Here is a 19,594-nt window from a genome sequence, read left to right as displayed (position 1 = left end):
GCACCGTGCTTGCCACCTAGGGCATGCCGATGATGTAGGTATCAATCTTGCGCATGGTCGTCCTTGTCTTTCGTGCAGAGACGATACGATACACGGCAGCATGGCCGCCCTCCGATATATCATGCTTGTCTTTTGACGCCGTTGGAATGACATGCAAAAACTGATCGCCGAACTGATGCGGCTTTATCTTCCTGCCGACGCGCCGCCGGCCGACGTGCTGACGCTGCACGTGCTCGGCCAGCGGAACGTGCCGATCAGCCTCACGGGTGGCGATGGCCAGGCGCGCGCCATGATGATCCCCTTCCGCAAGACCAAGGGCGCCGAGAGCGATGCCCACTGGCTGCGGCTGTGCGAGGTCGCCAACACGCTGCAGGAATCGCTCGGCCTGCCCGCGCCGGCGGTGAGCATCTCGGGCGGCGACGCCTATTACCTGTGGCTGTCGCTGGCGACGCCGGTGCCGGCCGACCGGGCCCAGACCTTCCTCGAACGCCTGCGCGACGCCTGGTTCCCTGAAATCGAACTGGATACGGATGCCGTACGCGCACCGATCGCGCTGCCACCCTGCCTGCATCCGCGCACCGGCAAGTGGGCGGCTTTCATCCATCCGGGCATGGGCGCCTCGTTCGCCGACGAAGCGGGGCTGGACATGGCGCCGCCGCCGCTGGGCCAGGCGGCCTTCCTCGAAGGATTGGAAAGCATTGGAGAGGAGCAGTTCGAGCGGGTCTTCCAGGCGCTTGGGGCGGAGCAGCAGAACAAGCCGATGGCGGTGGGGGTGGCGGCCCCTGTCGCCGCGCCGGCGTCGTCCTTTTTACCGCATGCGCCGGCGCCAGGCCTGCTGCTGAAAGACGCAACGCTGGAAGACATCGTGCGTCATCTGCATGCGATGAATATCGAGCCGACGTTCAGGCATCTGCTGCCGTCGGACCGTTACGACTAGGGACACGACGGCCTTAGGTTCCCGCCAAGGCGCCCGGCGAGGGCGGGAACGACGGGCAAGCGATAGCGACAAAGAACCTCTGTCGTAGTCCGCTGCCTTCGCCCGTCGTTCCCGCGCAGGCGGGAACCCAAGTACTCTGCCCCCTGCCGCAAAAGCGGCAGCACTTCTTACTTGGTAACAGTCAACATCGACCGCTTCCCACCCTTGAACGTATACAGCGTAATCGTGCCATCACGAATATCGCCACGCTGATCGAACGCGATCGGCCCAGTCACACCCTTGTACTGGATCTTGGCCAGCACCGGCAAATACCTGGCCGGCGCCGACGATCCCGCCTTCACCATCGCCTCGGCCATGGCCATCGTCGCATCATAGGCATACGGCGCATTGATCTGCACATCGATCCCAAAACGCTTCTTGTAGTCGGTACGGAACTTGTCCATGCCGGCCTTGGCGTCGCCCTGCACGCCGCCCGCTTCCGCGCATACCACCTGGCCGTCCGTCATCGTGCCACCCGACAGCTTGAAGATCTCGTCCGAGCAGATGCCGTCGCCGCCCATCATGCGCACGCTCATGCCCAGCTGCTTCATCTGGCGCAGCATCGGGCCGGCGGTCGCGTTCATGCCACCAAAGAACACCAGGTCCGGCTTGGTGGCGCGGATGCGGGTGACGATGGCACTGAAGTCGGTCGCCTTGTCGTTGGTGAACTCGCGCGCGACGACGCTGCCGCCGGCCTTTTGCAAGCTGCGCGAGAACTCGGTCGCCAGGCCCTGGCCGTAGGCGGTGCGGTCATCGACCACCGCCACCCGCTTCGCTTTCATCTCGCCGGTGGCATACCGGCCCAGGGCCTGGCCCAGTTGCACGTCGTTGGCGATCACGCGGAAGGCCGTGTTGTAGCCCTGTTGGGTGTATTTCGGGCTGGTGCTCGAGTGCGAGATCTGCGGAATGCCCGCCGTGTTGTAGATCTTGGAAGCCGGGATCGTGGTGCCCGAGGTCTGGTGACCGATCACGCCATTGACCTTCGCGTCGACCAGCTTCTGCGCCACGCTCGTGGCCTGTTTCGGATCGGCCGCGTCGTCCTCGGCCACCAGCTGGAAGGTAACCTTCTTGCCGCCGATCGTCACGCCTTTGGCGTTGAGCGCCTCGATCGCCATGCGCGCGCCGTTCTCGGTGTCCTTGCCAAAATACGCCACCGGGCCGGTCAATCCCGCCACGTGGGCAATGCGCACCACTTCCTGGCTCGAGGCCATGCCGGCGAGCGTCGACAGCACGGCTGCCATGATTATCTTCTTGTTCATCGGTTCCTCGTTCATTGCGATGCGGCCCGCGCGTGCGGCCCGCTCAACCGAACATTTTACCGCGTCTAGAGCGCGGTCGCGGCCGACGCCCTGAACGTCACGACCGCCTTCAGCCCACCCAGGCGCGCCGAACTATCCAGCGCCAGCGTCGCCCCGTGGCGCTCGGCAATCGCCTTGATGATGGCCAGACCCAGGCCGCTGCCGGCGGCATCGCTGCCGGCCACGCGGTAGAAGCGGTCGAACACGCGCTCGCGCTCTTCCGGCGGGATGCCCGGTCCGCTGTCCTCGACCTGCACCACGATCTTGCCGCCTTCGTGCTGGACCGCGATGTCGACCGTGCCGCCGCCCGGCGTGTACTTGACCGCGTTCTCCACCAGGTTGCGCAGCAGGATCTGCAGCGCGTCGGGCTGGCCCTCCACGGTGGCCGGGTCGGCCTGCTGCACACCCAGGTCGACGCCCTTGTTGGCGGCCACGCCGGCCAGGTCGGCCACGGTGCGGCGCGCCAGGTCGGCCAGGTCGACCGGGCGGGCGACCGCGCCTTCGGCGGCCGTCGCCTCTTGCCGCGCCAGCACCAGCAGTTGCTCGACCAGGCGCGTGGCGCGGTCGATGCCGGCGGTGAGGCGCGACACCGCGACGCGGCGTGCTTCCGGGGTGTCGGCGCGGTCCAGGCTCTGCGCCTGCAGGCGCAGGGCGGCCAGCGGCGTGCGCAGCTCGTGCGCGGCGTCGGCCACGAAGTGCTGCTGGGCCTCGAATGCGGTCCTGACGCGGCCGAACAGCAGGTTCAGCTCCTGTACCAGTGGCCGCACCTCGTCGGGCAAGCCGGTATCGGACACCGGCGACAGGTCGTCGGCCTGGCGCGCGGCCACCTGCGAGCGCACCCGCGCCACCGGCTGCAGCGAGCCGCTCACGACCCACCACACCACCAGCATCAGGATCGGCATCATGACCGCGATCGGACCCAGCGTGCGCAGGGCGAGATTGCCGGCCATATTGCGGCGCACGGCCAGGTCTTGCGCGACCTGCACGGTCTGGTTCGAGGTCTGGATCGAGAACACGCGGTAGGTGGTGCCGTTGGCGCGCACATTGGAAAAGCCCAGCACCGCGCGCTGCGGCAGGCGCGCGCGCGAGACGCTGTGGAACATCTGCACGCCGTCGGGGGACCACATCTGCACCACCATGTCGTCGTTGCCGCTGGCGCTGCTCTCGGCTTCCATGCGCGCGCGCGCCTCGTCGTTCGACAGCGGCGTGCCGGAGCGCAGCGACAGCGCCATCTGCTGCATGTGGTAGTCGAAGATCTGGTCGGCGTCATGCAGCGCGGTGCGATAGGCGATCGTCGCCTGCGCCACCGCCGCCAGGGTGATCGCCGCGAGCAGGAACCAGAGCAGGCGCCCGCGCAGCGAGTGCGTCATTTTCATGCCTTGGGCACCATATAGCCGACGCCGCGCACGTTCTGGATCAGGTCACTGCCCAGTTTCTTGCGCAGGCCGTGGATATAGACTTCGACCGCGTTGCTGGAGACTTCGTCGCGCCAGCTGTACAGTTTTTCTTCGAGCTGGGCCCGCGACAGCACCGCGCCGGGACGCGCCACCAGCGCCTCGAGCACCGCCCATTCGCGCGCCGACAGCGACACCTGCGTGCCGTCGACCAGCACTTCGCGGGTGGCGGGATTGATGCTGATGTTGCGGTACTCGAAGATCGGCTCGCCACGGCCGGCGGCGCGGCGCAGCAGCGCGCGGATGCGCGCCAGCAGTTCGTCGAGGTCGTAGGGCTTGAGGACGTAGTCGTCGGCGCCGGCGTCGAGGCCGGCGATGCGCTGCTGCACCGAGTCGCGCGCGGTGGCGACCAGCACTGGGGTGCGGTCCTTGCGCGTGCGCATCGAGCGCAGCACTTCGAGGCCATCCTTGCGCGGCAGCCCCAGGTCGAGCAGCACCAGGTCGTAGTTCTGGTTCTGCAGCAGGGCCGTGTCGGCCATCTCGCCGTCCTTGACCCAGTCGACGGCGTAGTGCTCGGCCCTGAGCAGGTCGAGCACCACTTCGCCGATCATCGTATCGTCTTCTACCAGCAGTAGCCGCATGTGATTCCCTAAAATGAAGCCCGTGCGGGTCGAGGACGCTGTGCTTCCTTACCCGATCCGCACCGGAATGAAGATTTTGTCACCACCGCGCTGGATCAGCAAGGCCACCGACTTGCTGGCCTTGGACACCATGTCGCGGACCTGCTCGATCGAGTTCACCGGCCGGCCGTTGACCGAGATGAGCACGTCGCCCGGCTCGACGCCGGCGATGAGCGCGGCGCCCGAGGCGTCCTCGATCACCAGGCCGTTGGCGATGCCGCTACGGCGGCGCTCGCTTGACTCCAGCGGACGCAGGGTCAGGCCCAGCTTGGCGCTGTTGTCGGCCATTTCGGCCAGTTCCTGGCCTTGGCCGCGGCGCGGCCGCTCTGCAGCATCGCCCAGGGTCGCGTCCAGACGCACCAGTTTACCGTCGCGCCAGACATCGAGCGCCATCTTGTCGCCCGGCTTGGACAGGGTCATCATGGCCGGCAGCTCGCCCGACGAACCGATGGTCTTGCCATTGGCGCGGCGGATCACGTCGCCCGACTTCAGGCCGGCGCGCTCGGCCGGGCTGCCGCGTTCGACGGTCGAAATCAGCGCGCCTTCGACCGTCTCGAGCTTGAACGAGTCGGCGAATGCCTGTTCCACTTCCTGCACCTGCACACCCAGCTTGGCATGCTGCACCTTGCCGGTGGCGACAATCTGGTCCTTAATGCGCACCGCGAGGTCGATCGGGATCGAGAACGACAGGCCCTGGTAGCCGCCCGTCATGCTGTAGATCTGCGAGTTGATGCCGACGACTTCGCCGCGGGTATTGAACAGCGGACCGCCCGAGTTGCCGGGGTTGACGGCGACGTCGGTCTGGATGAACGGCACGGAGGCGTCCGCGATCGCGCGGCCGGTGGCGCTGACCACGCCGGCGGTGACGGTGCTTTCGAGGCCGAACGGCGAACCGATGGCCAGCACCCACTCGCCCACCAGCAGCGACTGCGATTTGCCGAGCGGCGCCACCGGCAAGCCCTTGGCGTCGATCTTGAGCACGGCCACGTCGGTGCGCGGGTCGGCGCCCAGGACCTTGGCGCGGAATTCGCGGCGATCCTGCAGCTTGACGGTCACTTCGTCGGCGCCTTGCACGACGTGGGCGTTGGTAAGGATGACGCCGTCCGGGCTTACGATGAAGCCCGATCCGGCGCCGAAAACGGGAGTCCCACGATCGCCGCCGCGTTCGCCGCGTGGATCCTGGAACTGTCGGAAAAATTCGTAGAAGGGATGGCTCGGGTCGAGGTTCGGCAAGCCGCCACGATTGGCGGTCTTGGTGCCGCCGACGACGCGGATGTTGACCACCGCCTTGCCCTGCTGGGCGGCGATGCGGGTGAAATCGGGGAGCGCGACGGTCGACGCTGGTGCGCCCACGGCGGCGGCCGGCGCTGGCGCCGGAGCTGGCGCAGCGGCGACGGCAGGCGCGGCTTGGGCCGCGGCACTGGCGACGGCATTATTGTGATTGACAGCGATGGCACCGACCGCGCCACCGATGACGCCTGCGGCACCCAGGGCCAGCATGAGGCGTTTGGCAGTGATGGCAGTAACGGCACTTGGATTCGACATGGTGTGTGCTCCTGGTGAAAATGTGTTGAATCGATGTTGAGTATCGATGACGTATCTTCGCGCAGCCGCCTTAGATCATGCTTAAGTTGACAAGGCTTCGGGCTTAGGCGCGCCTTAATGATGGGTGGACCGTGTTCTTCCGCCAGCCCAAGAACAAACGTCGTTCCCGCGCAGGCGGGAACCCAAGTTCTGCCCGCGTTATCGAAACGCTCGCAAAATTAGGTTCCCGCCTGCGCGGGAACGACGTGATTACGCTAACGATGTGGTTACGCTAACGACAGACCAGGCTTAGGCGGCTTCGCGCTGTTCCAGGGTCTTGACGTTGTCGCCGCTGATGACGCCGGCGGCGTCGCCGATGGCGATCTTGCGCGGCTTCAGGGCTTCCGGCACTTCGCGCACCAGTTCGATGGTCAGCATGCCGTTGTCGAACGACGCGGTGGTGACCTTCACGTGGTTGGCCAGCTGGAAGCGCTGCTCGAAATCGCGCGCGGCGATACCGCGGTGCAGGAAGGTGCGCTGGACGTCGTCCTTCTGCTTGCGGCCGGTGACGTGCAGGCTGTCACGCTCGGTGACGATCTCGACTTCGTCGCGGCTGAAGCCGGCGAGCGCCATCACGATGCGGTATTGGTCTTCGCTCACCAGTTCGATGTTGTATGGCGGGTAGCTCGGCTGCGCTTCGGCGCGTTGCTCGAGCAGGCTGGCCAGGCGATCGAAACCGATGGCGGAACGGTACAGGGGAGTCAGGTCGAAAGTACGCATGGTAGTCATATCCTTGTGAAGTTAAGCGATAAGGGACGGAACCTCTGTTGAGCATTCCGTTGGTACCAATCTAATGTCATGCCAAACGATTTTCAAGTCTTACGAAATACGGATTTTTAAGTATTTTTGCAAATTATATTTGCATGATGTATCAGCGGAAATTTGTGTTGGATGGGGTGCTACACTCGCTGGCTTACCCTTGGCTTCCCGCTTCACGATGACCTCCTTCCCCTTTTTCGCCCGCGCCACCCGTCAGGTAGGCGCCCTCGCTTTTGCTCTCGCGCTGGCCCTGCCCGCTTCCGCCCAGGTCCCTGCCGTCGGCAATGCCCCGTATCCGGGCACGATCGCACTGCACGTCGACGCCAGCAACCTGGCGCAGCAGATCTTCAGCATGCGGCTGTCGATGCCGGTGCAATCGGGTCCCATGACCCTGCTGTATCCGCAGTGGGCGCCGGGTAACCACGGTCCCAATATTCCGCTGACCCAACTGGCCGGCCTGAAGTTCAGCGCGGGCGGCAAGCCGCTCGAGTGGACGCGCGACCCGGTGCAGGTTCACGCCTTTCATGTGACGGTGCCGGAAGGCGCCACCGAACTGGTGGCCGAATACCAGTTCCTGTCGCCGCTGGACACGAGCCAGGGCCGCATCACGATGACCGACGACATCCTCGGCGTGCAATGGCAATCGGTGGCGCTGTACCCGGCCGGCTACCATGCGCGCCGCATCACGGTGCAGCCGACGCTCACCCTGCCCGCCGGCTGGCAGTTCGCCAGTTCGCTGGCGGTCGAGGCCCGCACTGGCGACGAGGTGCGCTTCAAGCCGCACGACCTCGACACCCTGGTCGATTCGCCGCTGTTCGCCGGCCGCTATTTCAAGCGCATCGACCTGGCGCCGGGCGCGAAACAGCCGGTGCTGCTGAACGTGGTGGCCGACAATCCGGAGAGCCTGGAAGCGAAACCCGAGCAGATCGCGCTGCACCGCGCGATGGTCGACCAGGCCATCAAGCTGTTCGGCTCGCGCCACTACAAGCAGTACGATTTCCTGTTCGCGATCTCGGACGAATTCGGCGGCATCGGCCGCGAGCACCAGCAGTCGAGCGAAAACGGCGTGCGGCTCGGCTACTTCACCGACTGGGGCCGCAACGAAGCCGGCCGCGAGCTGCTGCCGCACGAATTCGTGCACTCCTGGAACGGCAAGTTCCGCCGCCCCGCGGGCCAGGACGTGGCCAACTTCAACACCCCGCTGCAGAACGAACTGCTGTGGGTGTACGAGGGCCAGACCCAGTTCTGGGGCAAGGTGCTGGCCGCGCGCTCCGGCCTGGTGTCGCAGAACCATGCGCGCGAAGCGCTGGCGATCGATGCGGCGCGCTACGACAAGACGCAGGGCCGCGACTGGCGCGCGGTGCAGGACACGGTCAACGATCCGATCATCAACGGCCGCAAGCCGATCGGCTGGGGCAACTGGCAGCGCAGCGAGGACTACTACACCGAGGGCATGCTGATCTGGCTCGACGTCGACACCAAGATCCGCGAGCTCTCGGGCGACAAGCGCAGCCTGGAACACTTCGCGCGCGCCTTCTTCGGCATCGAGGACGGCAGCATCGACGCGGTGTACTACACCTTCGACGACGTGGTGGCGGCGTTGACCAAGGTGCAGAAGTTCGACTGGGCGCCATTCCTGCGCGCGCGCCTGGACGGCCATGGTCCGGGAGCGCCGCTCGACGGCCTGGCGCGCGCCGGCTGGAAGCTGGTGTACGGCGACACCCCGAGCAACGCCGTCCGCGCGCTTGAAGAACGCAGCCGCAGCGCCGACTTCACCTATTCGCTCGGCTTCTCGGTGCGCAGCAATGGCGACGTCGCCGGCGTGGTGTGGGATGGCTTGGCTTTTCGCGCCGGCCTGGCCGCCAACACCACCATCGTGGCGGTCAACAACCGCGCCTACAAGGGCGACGTCTTGAAGGAGGCGGTGCGCGCCAACAAGGACGGCAAGGCACCGATCGCGCTCCTGGTACGCAAGGGGAACAACCTGCGCACCATCACGCTGGACTATCGCGATGGCTTGCGGTATCCGAAGCTGGAGCGCATTCCAGGCACAAAGGATCGCCTGGACGCGTTGTTCAAGGCGGTCAAATAATCCTGTCCCGGCAATGACATCGCGGCGGTCTTCGGGCCGCCGTTTTTATTGGCGATGCATCCGTCATTGACCGGCGTGCGGAAACCGGAGATCGGATAGCGCTCAAGCGCTGCGCAGGCGCGCGATCAGCGGCAGCAGTTGCTGATGCAGCTCCGGGTCGCCGCAGGCGATGACGGAGCCGCCGTGCTGGGGATCGCCGCCTTCCCAGGTGGTGATCACGCCGCCGGCGCCTTCGACCACGGGGATCAGGGCCTGCACGTCGTGGACGTCGAGATGCGCTTCCAGCACCAGGTCGACCAGGCCATGGGCCAGCAGGCCGTAGGCATAGCAGTCGCCGCCGAAACGCACGATCTGCGCCTGCGAGGCGATGGCGTCGAACACGGATTGCTCGGCGACTTTCGCGCCGGCTGCGGGCACGGTCAGCATCACGCGCGCCTGCGCGAGGGTCGGGCAGCGGCGCGTGCGGATCGGCGCGCCGTTGCACCAGGCGCCATGCGGCGTGCCGATGAAACGTTCGCGTGTAAATGGCTGGTCGATGACACCGATGACGGGTTTTATTCCGTCGTTGAGAGCGATCAGCGTGCCCCAGATCGGCAGGCCGGTGACGAAGGCGCGGGTACCGTCGATCGGGTCGAGCACCCACTTCCATGGACTGGCGCCGTCGACGCTGCCCTCTTCCTCGCCCACGATGCCGTGCTCCGGATAGCGTGCGGAGATCAAGCAGCGCATCGCCCGTTCGGCGGCGCGGTCGGCCACGGTGACCGGGTCGAACACCGCCCCGCCGGCTTGCGCGGCCTTGTCCTCGACGACGAGGTCAGCGCGAAAATGCGGCAGGATGGCGGCGCCCGCCGCGTCCGCGAGTTCTTCGGCAAAGGCGCGCAGGATGTCCAGCTGCGCGTTGTCGATCAGCATATCATCCGGTCACTTCCATTCGCCGCGCTGGTTCACCAGCGTCTTCTTGCCCTCGGTGACCACCAGGCGGCCGTCCGCGAAGACGGTATAGGTCGCGCGGCCGGACTTGAACACATAGCCCTGGAAGGCGCCGGGCGTGACGCCGTCGGCGGCGAGCGAGTGCATGGTCTTGCCGCGCAGGGCGATCGCCTTGCCGGACTTCTTGCTGGTGCCGACGTAGCGCACGTCGTCGCAGGTGACGTTGCCCTCTTCGCACTGCTGCGTGATCTTGACGGTAAAGCCCGGCGTTTCCAGGGTTTGCTGCGCCTGGGCGTGGGCGTAGGTCGACGCAGCCAGCGTCAGGGCAGCCAGGGCTGCCAGGTTCGTGAATCGCTTCATGGTTCCTCCGGTCGGCTTCGATGGGCGGATTATGCCTCATCGAATCGGCTCGACCGTTCGCTGGCTATCTTATGGCTCGGCGCGGCCCAGCTCGAGGTAGCGCGAGGCCCAGGCGGCGATCACGTCGGCGATGTAGACGGCGTCGTGGCGGCGCCTGAGGAGGTGGTCGGCGTCGTCGAGCGAGACGAAACTTTTCGGATGACGCGCGGCCTGGAAGATCTGCTCCGCATTGGCCACGGCAACCGTGTCGTCCGAAGGCGAATGCATCACCAGCAGCGCGCGGCCCAGGTCGCGGATCCTCTGTTCCAGGCGCTGCTCGGCGACGTCTTCCAGGAACTGGCGCTTGATCGTGAACGGGCGGCCGGCCAGCTGGACGTGGGCGACGCCCTGCGTATTGATGGCGTCGATGTGCTCGCGGAACATGCCGATGACGTGGTGCGGATCGCTGGGCGCGGCAACGGTGGCGACGGCCTTCACTTCGGGCATGCTGGACGCCGCGGCCAGCACCGCGGCGCCGCCCAGGCTGTGGCCGACCAGGAGCTGCGGCGCGGCGTACTCGGTGCGCAGGAAGTCGGCGGCAGCCACCAGGTCGGACAGATTGGATGAAAAATTGGTGTTGGCGAATTCGCCCTCGCTGGCGCCGATGCCGGTGAAGTCGAAGCGCAGCACGGCGATGCCGTGGCGCGTCAACCCTTGCGCGATGCGGGCCGCGGCGAAGACGTCCTTGCCGCAGCTGAAGCAGTGGGCGAACAGGGCGTAGGCCTTGACCAGGCCCTCGGGTGCATCGAGGCGCGCGGCCAGCAGTTGGCCGTCGGCGCCTTTGAAGTGGACTGCTTCGCCTGCCATGGGCGTCTCCTTGTCGTCGTGGTCCGGTCGTCAGACGGACGGTTGCGGGGCAACGATAGCATGGGCGGTAGCGGTGTCGGCATCTGTCATCGGGCATACCGCTGCGGGGCGATGGTAGTTCAAAGCGCGCAGAACCGTCGCTCCCGCGAAGGCGGGAGCCCAAGTGCGCGTTACCACGGACGTCGTGCGGCATTTGCGGTTGTGAAAAACTTGGGCTCCCGCCTCCGCGGGAGCGACGGTGGTGGTATGCGGTCACTCGAGATGATGGTATGCAGTCGCTCGAGAGATGATGGTATGCAGTCGCTCGAGAGATGATCGTATGCAGTCGCACGAGAGATGGCGGTATGCGGTCGCTCGAGATGGCGGCATGTAGTCACACGGCAGCCGACTCGCGCCTATTAGCCGAACAAGCCATGCAAGAACCAGCGCGGCGCCGCATCCTCGCCCGTGCCGTTGATGCGCTCGCGATAGATCCAGTACAGCGCGTGGTCTTGCCCCTCGGCGATGAAGTAGTCGCGCGTTTGCGTCTGGCTCCACCAGCCGGCCTCGATGCGTTCGGGATTGGATGCCACCCGCAGGGGTGAACCGTAGAACGGCCGGTGGTCGCGCATCAGGAGCGCGATCGGCTTGGCCAGCAGCCAGCTCGGGCGCGGCAGGCTTTGCACGTCAGGCGGCATCTGCGCCGCGCGCGCGGCGGCGCTCACCTTCTGCTGCACCGGCACCCAGGCGTTGGCGACTTCGGGGCGGTAATCGGCCACCGGCAGCGCCTGCAAGACATTGTCTGCTCCCAGGCGCGCCACCAGCAGCTCGATCATGCGCATCCGGTCTTCTTCGGTGCCGCCGGGATCGGGGAATAGCGAATCGGTCGGCGGCGCCATTGCCTGCAATTGCTGCGCCTCCAGCCCGATGCCGATCACGGGCGCCTCGAGTTCGAGCTTGGCCAGGCGCTCGCGCAGCAGGCGCAGCAGGTGCTCGTCGCGCCAGGTGGGTTCGGCCAGCGCCACCTCGATCAGGGTCGGTGGACGCGCCATGCGGCCGCGCTCGTGGTCGAGCGACAGCTGGATGCGTTCGACCGCCAGTTGGCGCGCGCACAGCCAGCCCGTCATCTGCAGCACCAGGCGGTGGGCGCCGGCCAGCAGCAGGTCGGCCTGTTCGAGCCGGTCGAACAATTCGAGCCGCGCATGGAAGCGTTCTGGTGGCGTGACCCACTGGAACAATTCGGCGTTCAGGCCATAGGCGGCGTCCAGTATGTCGAGCAAGGCGCGCCCGCAGCGCCGCTGCAGGCCGGGTCGCGGCAGGCGCCGCAGCTCGTCCAGGCGGCGGCAGCCGATGCCCTCGAACCAGCTGGCGAACGGCCGCGCCGGCGGCAGCAGGCCCACCGGCAAGCAGTCGAGGCGCCGCACCAGCGAATCCATCGTGAGGGCGCGACCCGCATTGCGGCGCGCCAGCAGCCAGGCCCCGCGCGCGGTGGGCGCGCAGGCGATGCAGGCCGTGAAGCCGAGCGCCGCCATATTGGCGCGAATGCGCTCGCACAGGCGCCGGATGCCGCCGAACAGGCGCAGGCTGGCGCCGATATCGAGCAGCAGCGTCGCTTCCTCGGCCAGCGCCACCTGCGGCGTGTACTGGAGCATGGTCATCGCCACCGCGCCCATGGCGTCGGCTTCGCGCTCATGGCTGCGCAGTTCGATACGCGCCTCGGGCATCAGCATCAGCACGCCGCCGCGGCGCATGCCGATCTGCACGCCGGCAGCACGCGCTGCCGGCGACAGCGCCATCACCCGTTCCTGCTCGAGGATGACGTTGCCAGGGTCCGGGCGGCCAGCAGCGCCGCCGGCCTCGCCCGCCGATTCACTGCACCAGCGTGGGCTGAAGACCTCGAGCGGTAGCTGGGGCAAATACAGGCCGATCCAGAGGCGCATGGCGTTGCAATAGTGAAGATCCAAGAGGAAGGAACAGCGGCGCCTCGCGCTGCGGTCCCCGACGTTTGACGAAGTCGATATTCATGCCGCCGGCCGCCGGCCGCAGCGCAAGACGCAAAGGCGCGGGGGATGCATCTTGCGCCGCCGCCAGCGGGCGGAGCATGAAAAACAGCGTTTCGCCGCCTTGCGCCGCCAAGTGCAGGCGGCGCAGATTGTCGTTACGCATATGGTTGGCCCAGAACAACAAAGCACCGCAACTGCCGCTACGCAACACCTGCTCGGCCGCCCACAGCGCGTCCGCGGTGCGCGTCGTGCGCAGCCACAGCAACTGCGATGGTTCCAGGCCGAGCGCGGCAAGCGCCAGGGCCTGGGGTGGATGGGGCGGCTGCAGCAGCACGATGCGGCGCTCGGCGCAGGCGGCCAGGGCCGGCCGCAGCAGGCGCAGCTCGCCGATGCCGGGCTGCTGCAAGTGCAGGTCGACCAGGGTGCCGCCGGGCCAGCCGCCGCCGGGAAGCTGACCCGAGAGCGTTGGATGGCCGGTATCGATGCAGCGCGTATCGGCATGAGCCAGCTGCGACGCGCGCCACAGCGATGGGTGCACTGCCTCGGGTGCGGCAAGGATGGCTGAGTGGTTCATAGTTCAGGCTTATCGGACAAATACTGTATAAACGTACAGTACTCGCTGAAGTCGCGTTTTGCAAGACCTATTCATTTTGGCTATACCAATTGGGTCACTGGTATTGACTAAAATTAAACATCTTCGCCTGCCTACTACGCCATTGACCTTGACGCGCGCCACCCTTCCAGCACCCACACGACGGCCCAGGCATACAGCGCAAGCGCGACGAACAGGGTCACCCGCACGAGCGAGGCGTGGCCGACATCCTTCCCTACCACGCTATCCTCGATAGCCGGCCCCAGCAGGATCAGCATGGTCACCAGGGCATTGCTCCAGAACGAGGGTGGCAGCGACGAGGACTTGAGGCCGAACAGCCGGGCCCCGCTCCAGAGCGCGGCTGCGGCCATCCACAGCACCAGCATCCACAGGGTCGGCAACAAGGCCAGGCCGAACCAGGCCAGGGTCGCCATGCCCGCGCCGGCCAGGGTCGACCCCACCAGTACCCGCCCCGCCACGCGGGCGCCGGTGGAGCCGGCCTGCTGGCCCAGCAGCACCGACTTGATGATGGCGGACAGATAGAAAGCCGGGTGGATCAGGGCCATCACCAGCACCGGCATGACCACCAGCGCGGCCTGCGCGGCGCGCCATCTGGCCGCGTGCGCGGCAACGGCGGGGGGCGCCGGCCTGGTAACGGACTCCGCCTCATCCGGGAACAAGGCATGCGACAGGCTGCCGACCAGCACGCCGACAAAAAGCCCCAGCGCGATGGCGGTGCTGATCGCTGGCACCAGGGCCTGGTCGACCACGCCGGCCACCGGAACCAGGGTGAAGGCAATCGCCACGATATTCGCCAGCGGGCTGCCGCTTTGCAGGCCGACGAAGAACACCGCGTACAGCAGCAGCGCCGTCAGCACCAGCGCGACGCTGGCGTAATGCTCCAGCAGCGGCACCATCAGCACGCCGGCCGCCAGCACCACGGCGACCAGCAGGGCCACCACCAGGCCCTTGAGCAAGGGCATCGGCGGCCCTGGCTTGCTCAGCAACAGCACGGTCATGACACACAGCACGAACGGCGACGGCAGCGCCAGGCCATAAGCGAGCAGCACGGCCAGCGCCAGGCCGATCGCCAGCCGCAACACCGCCTTGTCAGCGCGCTCCATCGTCAATAAAGATAAGAAAGGTAGCTCATCAGGCGGATGAAGACGGCGCCCAGCCAGTTCATCAGGCCGTAGTCGTCCGTATACACCAGCACGTCGGCCTGCCCACCGATCCTGGCCGCGCGCAGCTGCGCCCGTTCGGAAGGGTCGAATTCCACGGCGACCGGGAAGCGCTGCGCCTGACGCAGCCAATCGCGGCTGTTGTCGATCTCGGGCAAGGTGCCGGCCTGGGACTGCCGGCCAGAATTGACCCCGCTGCCCACGCTGCGCACCCGCCCTTTCAGGACCTTGCCCGGCACGACATCGAGCACGATGGCGACCTCGTCGCCCGGCGCGATATTGCCGAGGTTATTCTCGGTCATGTCGGCACTGATCCAGAGGTCATGGACGGCGATCAGGGTCATCGCCGCCGAACCGGCCTGCACGACCTGGCCGACATCGGTGCGCAAGTCGGTCACCCGGCCGCGTGCGGGTGCGGTCACGGCGGTGCGCTCGAGATCGAGTTCGGCCTTCTCGACCGCCGCGCGGGCGCTGAGCAGTTGCGCGTTGCGCTCTCCCTGCTCGCCGGCCGCCTCCTCGGCGCGGCGCAACTCCGCCTGGGCGGCGATTTCCTGGCTGCGCGCCGTGGCCAGCGAAGCGCGCGCATTCTGCACCCGGCGGATCGACAGCGCGCCAGGATCTTCGGCAAAGATCTGCTCCATCCGGCCCGCATCCTGACGGGCGAACACATGCATGGCCTTGGCGGCCTGCAGCGCCGCCCCGGCCGCCTTGACCGCCAGCGCCGAGGCATTGACCGAACGCCGCACCGATTCATAGTCCGCCAGGCTGCGCCGCAGGGCGATGCGGTAGGTGCTGGGGTCGATATGGAACAGGAGTTGTCCCTCCTCCACTTCGTCGTTGTTCTTGACGTAGACCTCGTGCACCATGCCCGTGACTTCGGAGGCCACCGGCACCACGAAGGCCTGCACACGAGCCTGCGAGGTATATGGCGTCAGGCGATCCGCCACCAGATACCAGCCCAGGCTGGCCACGATCAGCGCCAGCACGACGATCAAGCCCAACCGGCTTTTCGTGCCCGGCCGCGCCGGCGCCGGCACGCCAGATGCCGCCGGGACGGGCGTCGGCGCCGCGTCGCCGGGCGGCGCCGACTGTTCCAGCTTGACCGGGTCCGGACTCATGGCCTGCGTCCCCCATCAGGCGCTTGCAGGCCCTCGGCGCCAGGCGCCGGCAAGGGCGCGCGCAGGACGTCCTTCCAGTCGCTGCGCCGCTCCATGACGGCGCGGGTCGCCTCGTCCACGGGCGGGCGGCTCCTGCCCTGCTCCCAGCCGCCGCCCATCGCCTTATAGAGGGCGATCAGGTTCTGCGCCAGACTGCCCTGGCTCGTGGCCAGGAGCTCTTGTTGGCTAAACAGGGAGCGCTGGGAATCGAGCACGCGCTGGAAATCGGTCAAGCCCTCGCGATACTGAAAACTGGCAATATCCAACGAACGCCGGGCGGCCTTGACACCATCCACCAGCAGCACGATCTGCGCGCCCGTCCGGGCAAAGCCGGCGGCCGCATCGTCGACCTCGCGCGCCGCATTCAGCACCGCCCCCTGGTACTGCTCATAGAGCTGCTGGAAGCGGGCGTCCTGCACCAGCACGCCGTTGCTCAGCCGGCCATGGTCGAACACATTCCACAGCAGGCCCGAGCCGAGCGCCCAGTTCAGCACCCGCGGCGCCCCATCCAGCGAGGTAGCCGACAGGCCCACCGATCCCAGCAGTGAGATCGAGGGATAAAGCTCGGCCGCGCTCACGCCGATCAGGGCGGACTGGGCGGCAAGCTGCATCTCGACCGCCCGCACATCGGGCCGGCGCCGCAGCAGATCGGCGGGCAGTTCGGTAATCAGGCCGGCAGGCAGCCTGGTCATCGTGTGCAGGCCGTCCTCCTTCGCCTTCATCTCGGGGAGCGGGCCGGGCGCGCGCGCCAGCAGGATACTCAAGGCATTCTGGGCCTGGCGCAGGCCGATCTCGAGCGGAGGGATGGTGGAGAGGGTGCCCAGGTACAAGGTCCGGGCCTGCTGCACATCCAGCTCGGCTTCGTTACCGCCACGGAACAGCAGCTCGGTGATCTCCAAGCTGCGCAATTGCAGGGCTGCATTGTCGCGCGCGATCGTCAACCGCGCCTCGGTGGTGCGGATCGTGCAATACAGGCTGGCCACCTGGGCCGCCATCAAGACCTGCACATCGTCGTAGCGGGCGATGCTGGCCAGGTAGCCGGCGTCGGCCGCCTCGATGCCGCGCTTGAACTTGCCCCAGAAATCGAGTTCCCAGCTGATGTCGAGATGGGTGTCGAAGTTGCTCAGGCTGCTGTCCGGCCCGCCTGCCCGCCGCTGTCCCACGCGCAGCAACTCGCTGCTGAGCTGTTGCCCTTGCGGATAGAGCGTGCTGCCGGCGATCCCGAGCTCGGCGCGTGCTTCCATGATGCGCAGGCCGGCGGCGCGCACCGTGGGGTTCACCCGCTGTGCCTCGGCGATCAGCGCGTCGAGCACGGCGTCGTCGAAGCCGCGCCACCATTGCTGGATCGAACCGCGTCCCGGCGCGCCGGCGCCGGATTTCAACGAGGCCAGCGAACCGCCGTCCCAGCCAGCCAGCGCGGCCGGCATATCAGGACGTTCGAAGTCGGGCCCGACCGTGCCGCAAGCGCCCAGCAGCGCCACGCCTGCCAGCGCCAGCGCGCCCCTGCCCGACCGCTTCCCGAGCGCGCCGCACACGGCTACTCCGGCGGCGCCGCCGCCGTCACCGGCACAGGCGCTGGCGCAGGCGACGACATGGCATCGGGGCTGTTCGCCACCCACCACATGAAGGCCTGGTAGCTCAGGGCCAGGAACACCGCGCCGACGAACATGCCCAGCAGGCCGGCGCTGGCCAGGCCGCCCAGGGCGCCGAGCAGGATCACGGGCATCGGCGCATCCACGCCGCGTCCCAGCAGGAGTGGCTTGAGCACATTGTCGAGCGAGCCGGCGAGCAGGAGCAGCACGGAATACATGATCGCCTGTGTGCTGCCGTAGTCCCCGCTGGTCCAGATATAGATAATCACCGGCAAGGTAGCCAGGATGGCCGGCACCTGCACGATGCCCAGCACCAGGATGAGCAGGGACAGTAGGCCGGCAAACGGCACGCCGGCGAGGATGAGCACCAGGCCGATCACGATGGCCTGGATGAAGGCGACGCCCAGCACGCCCAGGGCCACCGCCCGGATGGTCGCCGTGCACAGCAGGGCGAACTCTTCACCGCGCTCGATGCCCACCATGCGCACGAAGATGGACCTGATGGCGTTGGCGCCCGCCCGGCCCCAGGCCATGATGATGCCGGCGATGATGAACGAGAACAGGAACACCAGCATTGCGCCGGCGATGCTGGCCACCACCTGCAGCGCCCTCCTGGTCAGGTCCGCCACTTGCGCCTGCCTGCTGCGCAGCAGCGCCGGCAAGTCCGCATACGCCTCCGACCACACTTCGTGGATGCGCTTGCCGACCAGCGGCCATTCGGCCACGTCGGGCGACGGCGCGGGAACCTTCAGGGTACCGGCGCGGAGGCTGGCGACGACGTCCTGCAGCGATTCGCCAAGCGAGGTCATCAGGATCGCCGTCGGCACCCCGATCAGCACGATGCCGGCGATCACCAGCAGGGTGGCCGCCAGCCCCTGCTTGCCCGACAGACGCTGCGCCAGCTTCTGGTGCGCCGGATACAAGGTCACCGCCAGGACCACCGACCAGACGATGAGCGACAGGAAGGGAGCGAAGATGCGGTAGCTCAGCAGCGCCAGCCCGAACACGATGCCGGCCCGGATGAACACGTCCAGCAGCTTCCTCGACAGGCGTTCTTCGAGGTTGCCATCAAGCTTGTCGGGTGCGTTCACGGACGGTCCCTTTCTTTGCTGGCCTACTCCATGAACCAGCCATGGCTCACGATCAGCGACTGGCCGGTGAGCGCATTCGAGGGGAAAGCGGCGAAGAACAGCGCGACACTGGCAACGTCCTGGACGGTCGTGAACTCGCCATCGACGGTTTCCTTGAGCATCACGTTCTTGATGACCTCGTCCTCGGAGATGCCCAGCTCCCGCGCCTGCTCCGGAATCTGCTTGTCGACCAGGGGCGTGCGCACGAAACCCGGTGCGATCAGGTTGGCGCGCACGCCATGCTTCGCGCCTTCCTTGGCCATGACCCTGGTCAGGCCTTCGAGCCCATGCTTGGCCGTGACATAGGCCGACTTGAGCACCGACGCTTCCTTGGAGTGCACGGAACCGATATAGATGATGCTGCCGCCACGCCCGCCCGCGTACATATGCCGCACGCAGGCGCGTGTGGTGAGGAAGGCGCCGTCGAGGTGAATCGCCAGCATCTTGCGCCAGTCGTTAAACGGAAACACCTCGATCGGATGCACGATCTGGATGCCGGCATTGCTCACCAGAATATCGATGCCGCCCCATTGCGCGACGACCGCCTCGATGCCGGCCTCGACCTGCGCCTCATTGGCGACATCCATGCCCACGCCCAGCGCCTGGTGGCCGGCGTCGCGCATCCCGGCCGCGGCAAGTTCGGCCGCCTCCAGGTTGAGGTCAGCGATGGCGATGCGCGCGCCTTCGCGCGCATAGGTGAGCGCGATTTCCTTGCCGATGCCGCTGGCGGCGCCGGTGATGACGGCAACCTTTCCTTCGAGCTTCATGACGCCTCCGTGGAATACCTGTCAGATGCTCGACCGCTCGCATGATTCAGACAATTGGACCTTGGTCGCATGATCCGGACAAGGCAAAAGCCTTCTTGAGTTAGCGTAAAAACGTCGTTCCCACGAAGGTGGGAACCCAATCTTGCAAGCGTTTCGACGACGTTTGCAGTACTTGGATCCCAGCCTGCGCGCACTGGTGTCCGGAATATTTATACGCAAAGTATGCATCGTCATCCCCGCGAAGGCGGGGATCCAAGTGAAATCACAGAATGTT

Annotated in this window: 17 protein-coding genes; 2 read left to right on the top strand and 15 right to left on the bottom strand. The window is 66.8% G+C overall.

The window, feature by feature from the left end:
- The first annotated feature begins 151 nt into the window (after positions 1-151).
- Positions 152-937, top strand: coding sequence for a hypothetical protein (locus tag SOM61_RS25680; protein WP_320476699.1), 786 nt, complete (start codon positions 152-154; stop codon positions 935-937).
- Positions 938-1,104: 167 nt separating this feature from the next.
- On the opposite strand, the gene SOM61_RS25675 is transcribed toward SOM61_RS25680, so the two are convergent.
- The 5 genes from SOM61_RS25675 to SOM61_RS25655 all read right to left on the bottom strand — a co-directional run bounded on the left by SOM61_RS25675 (position 1,105) and on the right by SOM61_RS25655 (position 6,652).
- Positions 1,105-2,235, bottom strand: coding sequence for a branched-chain amino acid ABC transporter substrate-binding protein (locus SOM61_RS25675; protein ID WP_320476698.1), 1,131 nt, complete (start codon positions 2,233-2,235; stop codon positions 1,105-1,107).
- A 65-nt stretch (positions 2,236-2,300) separates the two neighbouring features.
- A complete protein-coding gene (locus SOM61_RS25670) occupies positions 2,301-3,650 on the bottom strand; it encodes an ATP-binding protein (RefSeq protein ID WP_320476697.1) in 1,350 nt (449 codons plus the stop codon).
- Positions 3,647-4,309 carry a response regulator transcription factor gene (locus SOM61_RS25665; RefSeq protein ID WP_320476696.1) on the bottom strand — a complete coding sequence of 221 codons (663 nt, stop codon included), beginning with the start codon at positions 4,307-4,309 and terminating at the stop codon, positions 3,647-3,649. The genes SOM61_RS25670 and SOM61_RS25665 overlap by 4 nt, the downstream gene beginning before the upstream one ends.
- 48 nt (positions 4,310-4,357) lie before the next feature.
- Positions 4,358-5,893 (bottom strand): Do family serine endopeptidase, encoded by a 1,536-nt coding sequence (locus tag SOM61_RS25660; RefSeq protein WP_320476695.1) that lies wholly within the window; start codon positions 5,891-5,893, stop codon positions 4,358-4,360.
- A 288-nt stretch (positions 5,894-6,181) separates the two neighbouring features.
- Entirely contained in the window at positions 6,182-6,652 is a 471-nt protein-coding gene (locus SOM61_RS25655; RefSeq protein ID WP_320476694.1) for an Hsp20 family protein, read from the bottom strand.
- 217 nt (positions 6,653-6,869) lie between these two features.
- Here SOM61_RS25655 and SOM61_RS25650 point away from each other — a divergent pair, with 217 nt between their 5' ends.
- Positions 6,870-8,783: a M61 family metallopeptidase gene (locus SOM61_RS25650; RefSeq protein WP_320476693.1), complete on the top strand. Its 1,914-nt coding sequence runs from the start codon at positions 6,870-6,872 to the stop codon at positions 8,781-8,783.
- 102 nt (positions 8,784-8,885) lie between these two features.
- Here SOM61_RS25650 and hisN read toward each other — a convergent pair whose 3' ends face one another.
- From hisN to SOM61_RS25600, 10 genes are all read right to left on the bottom strand, one after another.
- The gene (gene hisN, locus SOM61_RS25645) at positions 8,886-9,695 is read right to left on the bottom strand and encodes a histidinol-phosphatase (protein ID WP_320476692.1); all 810 of its coding nucleotides are present in this window, start codon (positions 9,693-9,695) and stop codon (positions 8,886-8,888) included.
- A 9-nt stretch (positions 9,696-9,704) separates the two neighbouring features.
- The gene (locus tag SOM61_RS25640; RefSeq protein ID WP_320476691.1) at positions 9,705-10,073 is read right to left on the bottom strand and encodes a hypothetical protein; all 369 of its coding nucleotides are present in this window, start codon (positions 10,071-10,073) and stop codon (positions 9,705-9,707) included.
- 69 nt (positions 10,074-10,142) lie between these two features.
- Positions 10,143-10,919 carry an alpha/beta hydrolase family protein gene (locus tag SOM61_RS25635; protein WP_320476690.1) on the bottom strand — a complete coding sequence of 259 codons (777 nt, stop codon included), beginning with the start codon at positions 10,917-10,919 and terminating at the stop codon, positions 10,143-10,145.
- Between the two features lie 398 nt (positions 10,920-11,317).
- Positions 11,318-12,838: a Y-family DNA polymerase gene (locus SOM61_RS25630; RefSeq protein WP_320476689.1), complete on the bottom strand. Its 1,521-nt coding sequence runs from the start codon at positions 12,836-12,838 to the stop codon at positions 11,318-11,320.
- Positions 12,768-13,475 (bottom strand): translesion DNA synthesis-associated protein ImuA, encoded by a 708-nt coding sequence (gene imuA / locus SOM61_RS25625; RefSeq protein WP_147934489.1) that lies wholly within the window; start codon positions 13,473-13,475, stop codon positions 12,768-12,770. Before imuA ends, SOM61_RS25630 begins: the two co-directional genes overlap by 71 nt.
- 134 nt (positions 13,476-13,609) lie before the next feature.
- Positions 13,610-14,617 (bottom strand): DUF2955 domain-containing protein, encoded by a 1,008-nt coding sequence (locus tag SOM61_RS25620; RefSeq protein WP_320476688.1) that lies wholly within the window; start codon positions 14,615-14,617, stop codon positions 13,610-13,612.
- Between the two features lie 2 nt (positions 14,618-14,619).
- Positions 14,620-15,792, bottom strand: a complete 1,173-nt coding sequence (locus SOM61_RS25615) for an HlyD family secretion protein (RefSeq protein WP_320476687.1) — start codon at positions 15,790-15,792, stop codon at positions 14,620-14,622.
- Entirely contained in the window at positions 15,789-17,366 is a 1,578-nt protein-coding gene (locus tag SOM61_RS25610; protein WP_320476686.1) for an efflux transporter outer membrane subunit, read from the bottom strand. Before SOM61_RS25610 ends, SOM61_RS25615 begins: the two co-directional genes overlap by 4 nt.
- Positions 17,367-17,368: 2 nt before the next feature.
- Positions 17,369-18,514, bottom strand: coding sequence for an AI-2E family transporter (locus SOM61_RS25605; RefSeq protein ID WP_320476685.1), 1,146 nt, complete (start codon positions 18,512-18,514; stop codon positions 17,369-17,371).
- Between the two features lie 23 nt (positions 18,515-18,537).
- Complete coding sequence (locus SOM61_RS25600; protein ID WP_320476684.1) at positions 18,538-19,320, bottom strand: 3-hydroxybutyrate dehydrogenase; 783 nt, start codon at positions 19,318-19,320, stop codon at positions 18,538-18,540.
- Between the last annotated feature and the right edge of the window lie 274 nt (positions 19,321-19,594).

Origin of the sequence: Massilia sp. CFBP9012 (assembly GCF_034045115.1) — a bacterium.
GTDB lineage: Bacteria > Pseudomonadota > Gammaproteobacteria > Burkholderiales > Burkholderiaceae_D > Telluria.
Note: the sequence above shows the minus strand (reverse complement) of the source record. Positions and strands in the feature narration are given on the sequence as shown.